The organism is Pristimantibacillus sp. Z349TD_6, assembly GCF_056173205.1.
On sequence record NZ_CM149662.1, the window covers coordinates 834953 to 849550 of the forward strand.

General features: G+C 43.8%; 15 protein-coding genes. 13 read left to right on the top strand and 2 right to left on the bottom strand.

Translation table 11 applies throughout. The features are described 5' to 3' along the window. Positions 1–8 precede the first annotated feature (8 nt). Positions 9–680 (bottom strand): DUF2306 domain-containing protein, encoded by a 672-nt coding sequence (locus AC0VYE_RS03655; RefSeq protein WP_475446135.1) that lies wholly within the window; start codon positions 678–680, stop codon positions 9–11. Positions 681–968: 288 nt separating this feature from the next. Here AC0VYE_RS03655 and AC0VYE_RS03660 point away from each other — a divergent pair, with 288 nt between their 5' ends. From AC0VYE_RS03660 to AC0VYE_RS03710, 11 genes are all read left to right on the top strand, one after another. After that, complete coding sequence (locus tag AC0VYE_RS03660; RefSeq protein ID WP_475446136.1) at positions 969–1343, top strand: thioredoxin family protein; 375 nt, start codon at positions 969–971, stop codon at positions 1341–1343. Positions 1344–1470: 127 nt separating this feature from the next. Next, the gene (locus AC0VYE_RS03665) at positions 1471–2901 is read left to right on the top strand and encodes an MFS transporter (protein WP_475446137.1); all 1431 of its coding nucleotides are present in this window, start codon (positions 1471–1473) and stop codon (positions 2899–2901) included. Positions 2902–3017: 116 nt separating this feature from the next. Further along, a complete protein-coding gene (locus AC0VYE_RS03670; RefSeq protein ID WP_076268759.1) occupies positions 3018–3347 on the top strand; it encodes a metal-sensitive transcriptional regulator in 330 nt (109 codons plus the stop codon). Positions 3348–3526: 179 nt separating this feature from the next. After that, entirely contained in the window at positions 3527–3664 is a 138-nt protein-coding gene (locus AC0VYE_RS03675) for a hypothetical protein (protein ID WP_475446139.1), read from the top strand. Between the two features lie 101 nt (positions 3665–3765). Next, positions 3766–3969, top strand: a complete 204-nt coding sequence (locus AC0VYE_RS03680; RefSeq protein ID WP_054026361.1) for a cation transporter — start codon at positions 3766–3768, stop codon at positions 3967–3969. Positions 3970–4019: 50 nt separating this feature from the next. Then, positions 4020–6452, top strand: coding sequence for a heavy metal translocating P-type ATPase (locus AC0VYE_RS03685; protein ID WP_475446140.1), 2433 nt, complete (start codon positions 4020–4022; stop codon positions 6450–6452). A gap of 25 nt (positions 6453–6477) precedes the next feature. After that, positions 6478–7356 (top strand): hypothetical protein, encoded by an 879-nt coding sequence (locus AC0VYE_RS03690; protein WP_475446142.1) that lies wholly within the window; start codon positions 6478–6480, stop codon positions 7354–7356. 147 nt (positions 7357–7503) lie between these two features. Then, a complete protein-coding gene (locus AC0VYE_RS03695) occupies positions 7504–8202 on the top strand; it encodes a response regulator transcription factor (RefSeq protein ID WP_475446144.1) in 699 nt (232 codons plus the stop codon). Position 8203: 1 nt separating this feature from the next. Beyond that, entirely contained in the window at positions 8204–9139 is a 936-nt protein-coding gene (locus AC0VYE_RS03700; protein ID WP_076268762.1) for a sensor histidine kinase, read from the top strand. Positions 9140–9234: 95 nt separating this feature from the next. Next, the gene (locus AC0VYE_RS03705; protein WP_076268763.1) at positions 9235–10161 is read left to right on the top strand and encodes an ATP-binding cassette domain-containing protein; all 927 of its coding nucleotides are present in this window, start codon (positions 9235–9237) and stop codon (positions 10159–10161) included. Next, positions 10158–10850, top strand: a complete 693-nt coding sequence (locus tag AC0VYE_RS03710) for an ABC transporter permease (protein WP_475446146.1) — start codon at positions 10158–10160, stop codon at positions 10848–10850. Before AC0VYE_RS03705 ends, AC0VYE_RS03710 begins: the two co-directional genes overlap by 4 nt. A gap of 166 nt (positions 10851–11016) precedes the next feature. On the opposite strand, the gene AC0VYE_RS03715 is transcribed toward AC0VYE_RS03710, so the two are convergent. After that, a complete protein-coding gene (locus AC0VYE_RS03715; RefSeq protein ID WP_475449422.1) occupies positions 11017–12096 on the bottom strand; it encodes an AI-2E family transporter in 1080 nt (359 codons plus the stop codon). Positions 12097–12658: 562 nt separating this feature from the next. Here AC0VYE_RS03715 and AC0VYE_RS03720 point away from each other — a divergent pair. Continuing rightward, positions 12659–13672, top strand: a complete 1014-nt coding sequence (locus AC0VYE_RS03720) for an ABC transporter ATP-binding protein (RefSeq protein WP_076268765.1) — start codon at positions 12659–12661, stop codon at positions 13670–13672. Beyond that, on the top strand, positions 13659–14594 hold the full coding sequence (locus tag AC0VYE_RS03725) for an ABC transporter ATP-binding protein (RefSeq protein WP_076268766.1): 936 nt from the start codon (positions 13659–13661) through the stop codon (positions 14592–14594). Before AC0VYE_RS03720 ends, AC0VYE_RS03725 begins: the two co-directional genes overlap by 14 nt. Positions 14595–14598: the final 4 nt, after the last annotated feature.

The following is a 14598-nucleotide window of genomic DNA, read 5'->3' on the forward strand; positions in this document are numbered from 1 at the left end:
TTTTTTGTTTATATCTTTGGATGTATGCTGGTCTCATGCGTCATGCCAATACGCTTTTTTCTACTCATTAGCATTTCAATAAACAGTAGATTTGGTACCCAGCAAATCCAAGCAATAACGAAAAACGATTCATTCGTATCGGTTATTTTCCAAATGCCAGCTGCGAGTGCAGTATACAAGCGGAGTGTAATTGCAGCGCAGGTAAGAGCATAGTTTCTCGCCATCCAGCGTCCATGCTCAGCCTTATTCCGGTGGACGATAATGCTTTTTAACGCGCGATAAAGGGAATACAGCCATAAAATAGATAAGGTGCCGAAGCCAACCTTAGCGATCAGCCCGCCGTTCGCGTAAAAAGCGAGATACAGGCCAGTGATGCCGCCAATTCCAATCATTGCAGCATAAATATAGCCGATCGTGCGGTGTACTTTTGGCGAGCGATGCCGAAACCGCTTGATGAATTGAAACCAGCCGATTGCAATCGCTATTCCAGCAGAGACGGCATGGCCCCATAGAACGCTGTACCATAGGTCTGGCATGCTTCCTTTTTCTGTGACAAAGCCCTGCTCCTTAATGCCATCAGGTGATCCGTACAAAAGCAAGGCGTATGCCCCAACCACTAACGCCAAAAAAGCCAATAGTCCAAGCGACCATGAACGACCGGCACTTCCTCGTACACGCATCAGTTTACCTCCGAATTTCATCGTTATTTACTGTTAATGAAAATGTATCATTTAAGCTTATTCCGCCTCAAGCGGCTGGCGACGGAGCTGAGACTACGTCTTAAGTCTAATAGGTCGATCCGCTGATAAAGACCAAATTGCCTCAATTCCGACGGAGATGATGTTAACTTATAAATAGATTTTTATCTTAAATTTCAATTTGGCGATATTAGAGTTATTATAGTGTTTGTCAGATTTTATGAAGTTAAAGTATATTAGGATTCTCCATCAACAAAAACTGTGTGTTGCGTGTGGTGGTTATGTACCTATCAGGGTGAATTACACAAGAGGAGGGATAGAGCAATGACTATCTTAAATTTAACGGACAACACGTACGATAAGTTGGTTTCTGAACAGGATGCCGTCTTGGTTGAATTTTGGGCGGAATGGTGTACGCTCTGTAAACAAATGAAGCCGATTCTAGAGGAAATCGACCAAGCTTATGCAGGAAAAGTAACGGTGGCCATGGTGGATGTAGCGACGGAAACGAAGGTGACAGAGCAAATGGGAGTCATGAGTTTACCAGCTTTGTTTATTTACAAAAAGGGTGAGCTAGTCGGGAAAGTGACAGGATTTGTACCGAAAGAAACGTTAACGGGCGCCATCAATCAACTCATCCCATAGTGGATTTAAATCAAATCAAGTCACTGCTGATCTAAAGTCAGCAGTTTTTTTATGGAAATAGTTGTTGACAATATAGGGTAGGGGGGTATACTATACGAATGTAAATCAAATCAAGGAGGAATACGAAATGTCAGGAAATTCAAAGGCTATGACTAATGTGAATTCGCTAAGATGGAAGGCATTGTTCTTGTTATGCTTGGCTCAGTTCATCGTTATCATGGATACATCCATCATCGGGGTTGCTCTCCCAGCTGTTAAAGAAGCACTTGGTTACTCGCAAAACAACCTGCAATGGGTATTTAATGCGTATGTCATTTTCTTCGGGGGATTATTGCTGCTAGGGGGCCGACTTTCCGATCTGTTCGGTCAACGCAAGATGTTTATGCTCGGGTTTATCATTTTGTTACTTGCTTCGCTGTTAGCTGGATTAGCTTGGTCCCAGGAGTCGATGAATATCGGCCGCGCCATTCAAGGATTTGGATCTGCGCTAATCGCTCCAGCTGCATTGACCATCATCATGCAACTGTTTGCCGCTAACCCTAAGGAGTTAAACAAAGCTTTCGGCTTCTGGGGAGCATCCGCAGCAGCAGGGGGAACCGCCGGGGTTTTCCTTGGAGGAGTCATCACGGAATGGCTCAGTTGGAATTGGACATTCCTAATCAACATCCCCGTGGGCTTGTTCGCTATTTTGTACAGTCTGTATGTCCTTCCAAAAGGAACAAAAAGTAAAGGCAGCATCGATATCTTAGGATCACTGACGGTCACAGCTGCGTTGGTGCTGGCGGTATATGCGATCGTCACTTCGGAGCATAACGGATGGGGGGCGCAAACATTTGGTCTATTGGCCATTGCTGCTGTACTGTTCATTCTGTTTCTGATCGTGCAAGCGAAGAAAAAAGACCCGCTCGTACCTCTACGGATATTTAGAGCTCCAAATCTACTTGCGAGCAATATCATTTTGGCAACTCTTTCAGGTGCTTGGATTCCGCTTTGGTTTTTCTTAAATCTGTATCTTCAACAGGTTTTGAACTATTCGGCATTCATGGGCGGGGTTGCTCTGGTGCCGATGACGATCCTCATCATGATCTTGATGGTCGCAGTCATGGGAAGGCTTGTCGGCAAGTTCGGCATCAAAGGAAATCTCGTCATTGGTATGCTTATATTAGCAGGATCACTGTTGCTGTTCGCTGGGAATACGCCAGAGGATGGAAACTTCGTTACCAACGTACTATGGGCTTCTCTACTCGGGGCACTTGGCATGTCAATGGCTTATATCCCGGCAACAATTTCCTCCTTGTCGGGGGTAAGGCCGGAAGAATCCGGTTTGGCGTCGGGCTTATCCAATATGAGCTATCAGATTGGTTCAGCCATTGGATTAGCTGTCATGGTTGCCGTATCTTCTTCCTGGACAAAAGGGGAGCTGGATAAAGGGATCGATCAAATTGCAGCATTAAATACGGGTTTTCACTCCGCATTCGTTGGAGCAGCTATCATAGCTATCGTGGGTGCGCTTATCGCGTTGATTTTTATTCGTAAAGGGAAAACGTCAGAGAATTGAAAATGAGATAGCATAATAATCAGTCGTGTTATTCACGGCTGATTTGCTGCTTTATCAGAACTTTGCATCGGATAGGGTTAGGGGGTATAATAGGGCTTAAGGGGAGGGGATAAGCCATGGAAAATGAATTAACGGTTGCATCCGCTGGACATGAAAATCATCACCACCATCAACATAGCCATCACTCCGAGAAGACCAAGATAAACCTGACCAGTCGCCTGAACCGAATTGAAGGGCAAATTCGAGGGATCAAAGGGTTAATTGAAAAAGATACGTATTGCGATGATGTGCTCAATCAGATCGCGTCGGTTCAATCGGCTCTAAACGGCGTCGGAAAATTACTTCTCGAGAACCATATGAAAAGCTGTGTCGTTGAAAAAATTCAATCGGGTGAACATGGAGTCATTGATGAGTTGTTGACGACAATAAATAAACTAATGAAATGATAATCGGAGCAAATGTGCTTGTGTACATTTGCTTTTAAATTTTATTCATCAACTTCGCTTGACATTACATAGGGTACGGGGGTATTCTATATTTATCGTTACCATTAATTACAAAGGTTGTGTTGGAGCTTGACTCTTCGTAGCAACTCCACTCTCATAAAGGTGCGGAAGAAGTTGGCTTGCCATTCGATCATTGGCTGGACGAAGCGTTCACCGGCTTGGAAGTGTCGATTCTAATAAAATCGGATATGCAGACTGCACCTTTGGAGCAAGTGAACCGTTTGCGAAAGGGAAGTGTGACTAAGCTTGTCGGTTGAATCAACTTCAAGGAAATCATCAATAATTTATTATTTTGTCGTTAATATACTATAGGAGGGTATGGTATGTTGACGAAACAAATGAGACGGAGGAATTAAAAATGAAAAACGTAATGTTAAATGTAGAAGGAATGACTTGTGGCAGTTGTGTTCGTAGGATTGAAGGTGCAGTCGAAACTCTCGGTGCAAAAGCAACTGTTGATCGAGCCGCAGGCCTAGTTGAATTGGTGTATGACGACAGTGAAATCTCATTGGATGCCATTGTCGAAACGATTGAGAAACAGGGTTACGATGTCGTGAAGTAAAAACGTCACATAGTTAAGATGGTAATACGACAGAAGAATAGGTGATGATCATGAGCAGTTCTAATAATCAATCAGTATCTAATCAACAAGCCACACTACAGATCACTGGCATGACTTGCGCAGCATGTGCGAGCCGTATAGAGAAAGGCCTGAATAAGCTGGAAGGCGTTGCACAAGCAAACGTGAACTTCGCCATGGAGCAAGCATCCGTCAACTTTGACCCTTCTCAAGTGAACATGTCCCAATTGGAACAGAAAATTCAAGCCTTGGGATACGGTACGGTAAAGGAGTCCATTGACTTCGATATTGTAGGCATGACCTGCGCAGCGTGCGCCACGCGCATCGAGAAGGGCCTTAACAAAATGAGCGGCGTAAAAGCGACGGTAAACTTAGCTTTGGAGACGGCGCATGTGGAATTTATTCCATCCATGACAAGTGCTGCGGATATGATCAAGAAAGTCGAACAGATCGGCTATAAAGCTAAACCAAAGAACGAGCAGACGAGTGAAAGCGATCATAAGAAAAAAGAAGTCCGCAGCCTGCAGATCCGGTTGATTGTATCAGCTATTCTCTCTTTGCCGCTTCTCTGGGCTATGGTTGGGCATTTCTCCTTTACGTCATGGATATGGGTGCCTGAGATTTTCATGAATCCATGGTTCCAATTGATATTGGCTACCCCAGTACAGTTCATTATTGGCAGCCGATTCTATGTCGGAGCCTACAAGGCGCTGCGCAATGGCAGTGCGAATATGGATGTATTGGTAGCGCTCGGCACATCTGCCGCCTACTTCTATAGTGTTTACTTAACGATCGAATCAATAAATGCATCCGCACATCATCAGGTTGAGATGTATTATGAGACGAGTGCCGTGCTGATTACGTTAATATTGCTGGGTAAATTATTCGAAACGCTGGCGAAAGGCCGATCTTCCGAAGCGATTAAAGCATTGATGGGCTTACAAGCCAAGTCGGCTATCGTCATACGGGATGGTCAGGAAGTTAGTATTCCGATTGAAGACGTAGTAACTGGAGATGTATTCCTAGTTAAACCTGGCGAGAAAGTGCCAGTCGATGGTGTAGTGCTTGAAGGGCTATCGGCAGTTGATGAATCGATGTTAACCGGTGAAAGTATCCCAGTAGATAAGCAGACAGGAGATCAAGTCATTGGAGCAACGCTGAACAAAAACGGCGTGCTTAAAGTTAGAGCGACTAAAGTCGGCAAAGAAACGGCGCTTTCCCAAATCATCAAAGTTGTAGAGGAAGCGCAAGGCTCGAAAGCGCCGATTCAAAGGGTGGCTGACGTGATCTCTGGAATATTCGTCCCGATCGTTGTAGGGATCGCGATCGTCACTTTCTTGATCTGGTACTTCGCTGTTGATGCAGGCAATTTCGCAGAGGCGTTGGAGAAGGCAATTGCCGTTCTGGTTATAGCATGCCCGTGTGCGCTAGGTCTTGCTACGCCAACATCGATTATGGCCGGTTCGGGTCGATCCGCTGAACTCGGTATTTTGTTCAAAGGCGGCGAGCATTTAGAATCCACGCATCGCATTAACACCATTATATTGGATAAAACGGGAACGGTAACAAAAGGCAAGCCGGAATTGACGGATGTACGGATTGAGCAAGGCTATAATCGGGAACAGCTCTTGTCCTGGATTGCTGCAGCGGAGAAAAATTCGGAGCATCCGTTAGCGGAAGCGATCGTGGCTGGTATTCAAGAGCAAGGTATTTCTCTCCCATCGACCGATTCCTTTCAAGCGATACCTGGGTTTGGCATTGAAGCTACAGTCGAAGGGAACGAATTGCTAATAGGAACCCGAAAGTTATTGGCGAAAGCTAACGTGAACGCGGAGTCCGCTTTTGAAGAAATGAGCCGACTGGAGTCGGTTGGAAAAACAGCGATGCTGGTTGCGGTTAACGGGAAGTACGCTGGTATGGTAGCCGTAGCGGACACGATTAAAGATACGTCAAAGCAGGCAGTTGCCAGATTAAAGCAGCTTGGTTTGGAAGTCGTGATGATGACAGGCGACAATGAACGTACGGCGAAAGCCATTGCGAGCCAAGTTGGAATCGACCATGTGCTGGCGGAAGTGCTGCCGGGTGGCAAAGCCAACGAGGTCAAGCGATTGCAAGAAAGCGGTAAGAAGGTCGCGATGGTTGGAGATGGAATTAACGATGCGCCGGCATTGGCTATTGCGGATATCGGAATGGCTATCGGAACGGGAACCGATGTAGCCATGGAGGCTGCGGATGTTACTTTAATGCGCGGTGACTTGAACAGTATTCCGGACGCGATCTCGATGAGTAAGAAAACGATGGTAAACATTAAGCAAAACTTGTTCTGGGCGCTTGCTTATAATGTCATCGGCATCCCGATTGCAGCGCTTGGATTCCTTGCACCATGGCTCGCTGGAGCAGCTATGGCTTTAAGCTCCGTCTCCGTTGTGCTGAATGCGCTGCGTCTACAAAGGGCAAAAGTTTAAAGTTATTCATATCCTGGAGGCTAAAATGAAACGAATTTATTTGATCGGATTGCTAGCTGTACTCGTTTTTGTTGCTGCTTGCGGAAAACAAAATAAACAAGAAACAGATAATCATGGTGCTCATGGCGGGAATTCTCAAGCAGCATCACCCGCTGCATCCAGTCCCGGAGAGCACGGAGCTCACGGAGAAGAACATGCTGGCGAGACGAAGAAGCTAGAGACGAATGCCGATTGGAAATGGTCAGAAGAAACGCCGAAATCTGGAGAGAACACCGTAATAACCGTACAAATTCAAGATACGGACGGAAAGGCCATCGAGGCATTTGATATTAATCACGAGAAGAAGCTCCATCTCATCGCAGTCAGCAAAGATTTATCTTACTTTGACCACATCCATCCGGAGTACAAAGGGAATGGGCAATTTGAAATCACGACATCGTTCCCTTTGGGTGGAGACTATAAGTTATTCGCCGACTATATCCCTACCGGCGGCTCCGCCACAACGAAGTCTGAATGGATCAAGGTAGAAGGGCTAGCCGCTGAACAAGTTCCGATTAAGCCATCGGATGAACAGTCCGTGATTGTGGACGGGGTAGAAATCACACTCGAAAACAATCATTCGGAAGCCGGCAAAGAAATGGAGTTGAACTTCAAACTTACGGATGCGAAGTCCAAAGATCCAATAACGGATTTAGAGCCTTACTTAGGCGCAGTTGGGCACGTTGTGATTCTTAGCGAAGATACAGAGCAGTATTTGCATGTACACCCGCTGGAGGAAAAAGCGAAAGGCCCGGATGCGAAATTCATGACGACTTTCCCGAGTGCTGGTGTATATAAGATCTGGGGGCAATTTCAACGAAACGGTAAAACGTTTATCAGCCCTTTTGTAGTTGAAGTGAAATAAACAAATCTTAAGTCCGCGTAAAATCGCGGGCTTTTTTTTAGTTATTGGACAATGTTCCTGTCATCTGACACAAATAGGCTATGGTATAGTAAGGAAATAGATTGAAAATATATAATGACTTTACATAGATAGGATAGGTGGAACGGCTTGAAACAACGCATATTGCTCGTAGAGGACGACAGATCGATTAGCGAAATGGTGGAGGCTTATTTGACGTTGGAAGGCTTCCATATCGTACATGCGGCAGATGGTGAAGAAGCACTGCGGTTATTTTCTCAGGACACGTATGATTTAATATTGCTGGATGTCATGCTGCCTAAGCTGAATGGCATTGATTTTCTGAAGAAGATTAGGGAGCATAGTCTACTTCCAGTCCTCATTTTATCTGCTAAGGATGGCGATGTGGACAAAGCTTTAGGATTAGGCTTCGGAGCGGATGACTATCTGGCCAAACCGTTCTCTATGATCGAACTGCTCGCAAGAGTAAAAGCTGCAATTCGCAGAGCAACGCTATACTCAGGTGTTCAGAATCAGGCAGCGCCTAGTGTACTTCGTGTTCATGAGCTTACGATCGATACGGACAATATTGATGTAAGTAAACGGGGCAAGTCCATTAAGCTTACTTCAAAGGAATGGCAGATCATAAAGCTTCTAACGATGAATCCAACCAAAGTGTTTACGAAGGAGCAAATTTACAGATCTGTCTGGAACGATGATTACTTTGGAGATGAGAATGTTATAAACGTTCATATCAGCCGTTTGAGAGAGAAGATCGAAGACGATCCATCAGCGCCGCAATATATTAAGACGTTATGGGGCATCGGATATAAGCTGGGAGAATTTTAATATGGTTTATAGCTTAGTAGGTATCATTGTCATACTCGCCATTTTAAATGTCATTCAGTATCAAATGAAGCGGGCTAGAAGCTCCGACTTACGGTATATTGCAAACCAGATCAGCAGACAGCTGGAGCAGCACTCTTCGGAAATGCTGCTCCTCATGACAGATGATCGCGAATTGAAGCTGCTGCTGGTCGAGTTAAACCGCCTCTTCACAGATAATCAAAATAAGCTGGCGCAGTTTACTAAAACGAATCATTCCATGAGGAAAATGCTTGCTAACTTCTCGCATGATCTAAAAACACCGCTAACCGTCGTACTCGGCTATGCCGAGATGATACAAGGCAGCCGCGAGATGGCATCTGAAGAAAGAGAACGTCTTCTTCGGCTGATTCATGAAAAAACGCTGGAGATCATTAAGCTGATGAACGGTTTTTTCGATTTAGCTAGATTAGAAGCGGGTGACAACGATATCACGCTATCGCGAATACATATGAACGAGCTGTGCAAAAAAAGCATTTTGTCCTTTTACGATCTGGTGCAGGCAAGCGGCTATGAAGCAGATATTCAAATTCCAGAAGAAGCGATCTATGCTTTAGGGAACGAGGAAGCGCTGGAGCGGGTGCTCAGCAATTTATTGTCCAATGCCATTCGTTACGGCAGCGATGGGAAGAGAATTGGGCTTGCTATGAGCGTTGACGCTTCGCATGTTAGGATTGACGTTTCGGATTGCGGCAAAGGGATTAGGGCTCGAAATCAGGAGCTTGTTTTTGAAAGGATGTTTACGCTGGAGGAGTCTAGAAACAAGGCTTTCCAGGGAAGTGGATTGGGCTTAACGATTACGAAAAGACTCGTGGAGGAAATGAATGGCGAGATCACATTGCATAGCATCCCGTTTGAGAAAACGACGTTCACGGTTAAGCTCAAACGCATGACCTATTAGCAACTTAAGATTTTTGTTAGAAATAAGCAACAAATAAGATAAAGGTGTTCGATAAACTGAGAACTAGTTACAACATGGAAAGAAGGAGAGAACGAGTGGATTATATTTTGAGAACGAGCGGCCTGACGAAAGCATTTGAGGGCAAAGAAGTCGTAAGCAATGTAAGCATGAGCGTGCGGAAGGGCGAAATATATGGCTTCCTTGGCCCAAATGGCGCAGGGAAAACGACCGTTATGAAAATGCTCACGAATTTGATTAAGCCGACTGCGGGGCAGATCGAATTGTTTAATGAGCCGCTTAGGCCTAACACGTATGATGTATTTAAAAGGATGGGAAGCATCATTGAAATGCCGGTTTTTTATGACAAGCTGACTGCCAAACAAAACCTGCAGCTGCATAACGAGTACATGGGCTGCCATGATGACAAGGTTATCGGAGAGGTGCTCGGCATGGTTGCCCTGCGTAACGTGGATGATAAAGCGGTCAAAAACTTCTCGCTCGGGATGAAGCAAAGACTGGCGATCGCTAGAGCGATTATGAACAGACCTGAATTGCTCATATTGGATGAGCCGATTAATGGGCTTGATCCTGCCGGCATTAAAGAAATTCGTAATCTGCTTCAAATGCTAAGTACAGATTATGGAGTTACTATTCTCATATCGAGCCATTTGCTCAGTGAAATAGAGCAAATGGCCAATACGATTGGCGTGATCAGCGGCGGCAGGCTCATTAAACAGGTGTCGATGGTAGATGTACGGGGCCAGAACTCAGAATATATCGAGCTCATAACGCCGGATCGGACAAAGGCATGCGCTGTGCTAGCCAACGAGCTCCAGCTCACTAATTTTAAAATTATAGATGACAATATGATTCGCATCTTTGAATCAGGAGCGATGCAGACGACGATTTCAAAATCGCTTGCACTAAACGATGTGAATATCGAGTCGCTGAACAAGAAGTACACTTCTTTGGAGCAGTATTTCCTCGATTTGATTCAAGGAGACGAGGTGAAGCATCCGTGATTAAACTTATGAAGCTGGAAATAGCAAAAATGGGATTAGGCTGGTATGTGAAGGCAGCGATCATAGCGAACGTCGTGATTGTTACGCTAATGTTCATGATCGGTTACTTTGAGGGTGTGGAAGTTAAAAACGAGATCACAAATATTGGAGAGCTGTATATTATAGCTGGCGCTATGGTTAGGTCGACGTTTATCGTCATGGCTGCCGTTCTAATTAGCAAGTTAATCATTGATGAGTATAAGAAAAAGACAATTCTAGTTATGTTTATGTACCCGGTTAGTCGCAAAAAGCTGTTTGCTTCCAAGCTGGCGATTGTAGCTATCCTTACTTTTGTTGCAATAATCATCTCGCATATTTTTACATTGTCTATGCTTATTGGCATAAATCATTTTTTTCATATTATAGAGGAAGCGCCTGTACCGCTGGATTATGCTGCGCAGCTAGCAAGCATCGTAAGCTTTGCCTTTGCAGCAGCAGGAGCAAGTTTAGTGCCGCTTTATTTCGGCATGCGCAAGCATTCGGTGCCTGCAACTATTCTCTCTTCACTCCTAATCGTCATACTGACAAGTTCGAGCAATCCTGTCTTCTCACTGGCAACCATCATTTACATTCCGCTTGCTTTAGCAGTATTTGGCGTAGCGATCGCCTGGTCAACGGTTCGGCATATCGAGAATAGGGATGTTTTGTAACACCAAAATCTATTAATTATCATAGAATATTTGAGGGTGAAAAAACTAGAATCGAGATTGGTGGTGGATGACGGCAATACGATTTTGGCAAAAACAGAAATCAACAATGGCTACGGGTAAGCAAAAGGGGACCACATCGATGTGATCCCCTTTTGCTTGTAAATACTTATGCGTCTTCCCATTTCTGTTTGAAGAACAGCTGATATACCTTGGTAGCAACGATTTTCAGCATCATATATACCGGTATAATAATGATTACGCCTATGATTCCAAAAGCGTCACTGCCCACCAGCACCAATAGAATAGTTGTAATAGGGTGAATATCGAGCTGTTTTCCGAAAATATAAGGTGAAATAATATTATCCTGTATTTGTTGTGAGAGTAGGATGACCACTAATGACCAAATCGCAACAGATGGCGATTCAATTAAACCAATAATGACGATCGGTACAGCAGACAGTATGGCGCCTATAAAAGGAATAAAGTTCATAATAACAGCAACGACAGTCAGTAAAAGAGCATAGGGCAAACCGATGATAAGGAAGCCGATATACATCAGAACACCGAGCGCCAGATTTACAACGACTCTCCCCACAATGAATCCGCTTAGAGCCGTATCAATTTCCTGCATCGTTTTTTCACCTTCAGCATGGTATCTCTTAGGCATGAAGCTGACGATTTTCTGGCCGAATTTGTCCCCTTCCTTCAACATGTAAAAAAGAAGAATAGGGAAGGTGAACAAAATGAGTGCGAAATTAGAGATAAAAGAAAACATCCCCGTTAAATAGTTAGTCAACAATGAAAATCCTTTATTCAGGTATTCGGTTATTTTTGAAAAAGGACTTACATCTTCAGGCAAAATGTCTGCTAAAAAACCGTTCTGTTCCAGATCTTGCAGCTGCTTGCCCAATGTATTGAAAAGATTAGGCGCATTATTTACTAAATTGAAAAACTGAGTGCGAAGCGAAGGAAATACGCCAACGATAAATAAACTAAACAGCACAGCAGCTGCTAAATAAATAATGAGAATGACCCAAGGTCTCTTTAATTTAGGTCGCTCCATCCAGTTTACAAGCGGGCGTAGTAGATAATAGAAAAAAGAGGCGAGCATCAATGGAATCATAACAATACTGAACAAAGAAACGAAGGGTTTGAAAATAAAATCGACAAGTGATGCTAAATAAATAATGGCAAGAACTAAAATAACAGCGAAACAAATTTTAATAAATCGGTTTAAAGAAATCAGGGCGCTCACTCCATCTGCTATGAATTGTTTTTAGTATCGAATATTATTATCGCCATTAATAAATTCGTTTAGACTAAGGGGAATCTTTTCTGTTTCTGTTTCATTTTAAAAGATTATGTACATATTATTGCATAAAAACAGAGAGGAATCTAACACGTAAACTAATATTGAAAAATAGTTTATAAGAGTTTCGTTTGCTGAAAATTTCTTGAATATTTTTAAAGTAATGATTGAAGTAATGAGTAAAACGGAGATTATATTTACAAAAAGAAAATACATATTTTACTTAATGTAATTATATAACAGTATAAACCTGACGAATAACTATCATCAAAATGTAATACATCACATTAAAGCTTGACAGCGTTTACTATAGACATTAGTATATGATCCATTAGAGTAATGAAATCCAAAAACAAGAATATATATATTGAATATGCTATAAATTATAGTTGCAGTTAAATTGTTTTATGCTTATATTAGATATGATAAATCTATGGTTTGAAAATTCGGAAAATTATGAATATTGCAAGTTTAGAATCACTACGTTAGGAGGATTCTATTGAAAAAAGAGCTGCTGAAAATTGAGAATTTGACGACTTCTTTTCGCATTGCGGATCATTATTATGCAGCAGTGGATGATGTGACGCTAACGGTAAAAGAAAATGAGGTTCTTGCCATAGTGGGGGAGTCGGGCTCTGGCAAGAGTGCGCTGGCCTACTCCATCATGGGCCTCCATACGAGAGCAAAAATAGAAGGAAATATTTATTACCAAGGACAGGACATTGTCCAAATGTCACCCTCCACGCTAAATAAGCTGAGAGGGAAAGAAATAGGCATGATCTTCCAAGACCCATTATCCGCATTAAATCCCCTCATGATTATCGGTTCTCAGATTGAAGAAGTTATTCTCCTGCACCAGCCCAAACTCTCTAGTAAGGAAAGAGCGGACAGGGCGATCGAGCTTTTAACTAAAGTGGGTATTCCTCGCCCAGAGCATACATACGGGCGTTACCCCCATGAATTGTCCGGCGGGATGAGGCAGCGTGTCATTATTGCTATCGCGATTGCCAATGATCCTAAGCTATTAATTGCAGATGAACCGACTACAGCACTGGATGTAACGATACAATTGCAAATTCTTGAATTGCTGCGGCGTTTGAAGGATGAAAGCAAGGCTGGCATCGTCTTAATCACGCATGACTTGGGCGTTGTGGCCGAGATGGCTGACCGAGTTGCTGTTATGTATGCCGGACAAATTGTTGAAATTGCCGATATCTACACAATCATTGCTAAAGCACAGCATCCCTATACCAAATCATTATTGCAATCGATACCAACTGTGAATGAAGCAAAGTCTAAGCTCCATGTTATTCAGGGAATTGTGCCGTCTCTTCAGAACCTCCCGAGGCAGGGCTGCCGTTTTCGATCGAGGACGCCTTGGATTGCTGAGGCTGCACATGAAGCGAACCCGGAAATGCATGAGATTTCTCCGGGCCATTTCGTCAGATGCAGCTGCTACAAGCATTTTCACTTCCCTGACGAGAAGGAGGATCATCAACATGTCATTTCTTGAGATCAGCGATCTAAAGGTACATTTTCCGAATCGCGGGAGTCTTTTCAGTAAAAAGGGTCCACCGATCAAAGCGGTAGACGGTATACAATTCTCCTTGGAGCAGGGACAGACCTATGGACTAGTAGGCGAGTCTGGCTCTGGCAAGACCACGACAGGCAGAGCCATCATAGGCTTAAATGCAATTACATCAGGAAGTGTTCTCTTCCAAGGCCAGCAGCTTGCTGCTGGCGGACTTCGAAGCCATGCAGGCTTCCGCAGAGATATTCAAATGATCTTCCAAGATCCCTATTCCTCCTTGAATCCTAAGAAACGCGTGCTTGATATTATCGCTGAGCCGCTGCGAAATTTTGAGAAGCAGTCTGCTGGCGAAGAGAAGCGCAGTGTACAACAATTGTTGGAGCAAGTGGGCTTGAGCCCAGAATCGATTTATAAATATCCTCATGAATTTTCAGGAGGCCAGCGGCAGCGAATCGGAATTGCGAGAGCTATCGCTTTAAAACCAAAGCTGATTATAGCCGATGAACCCGTGTCAGCGCTGGACGTATCCGTTCAAGCGCAGGTACTAAACTTCATGCAGGATATTCAGAAAGAGCTAAACCTTACTTATCTGATCATTAGTCATGATCTCGGCATTATAAGGCATATGTGCGATCATATTGGCATTATGTACAAAGGCCGTTACGTTGAACGAGGAACGACAGCTGATATTTTCAATCAACCTCAGCATATTTATACCAAGCGTCTTATCTCGGCTATACCTGATATTGATCCAACGAAACGAGAGGAAAAACATTCGTTTCGCAAGGCGGTTAAGGCGGAATATGAACAAGCCTATGAGAATTATTTTGACGAGGACGGTTTGGCTTATCCGTTAAAACCCGTTTCAGAAACACATTTCGTGGCTTTGCCTGGGAGAGGGTGAGGAC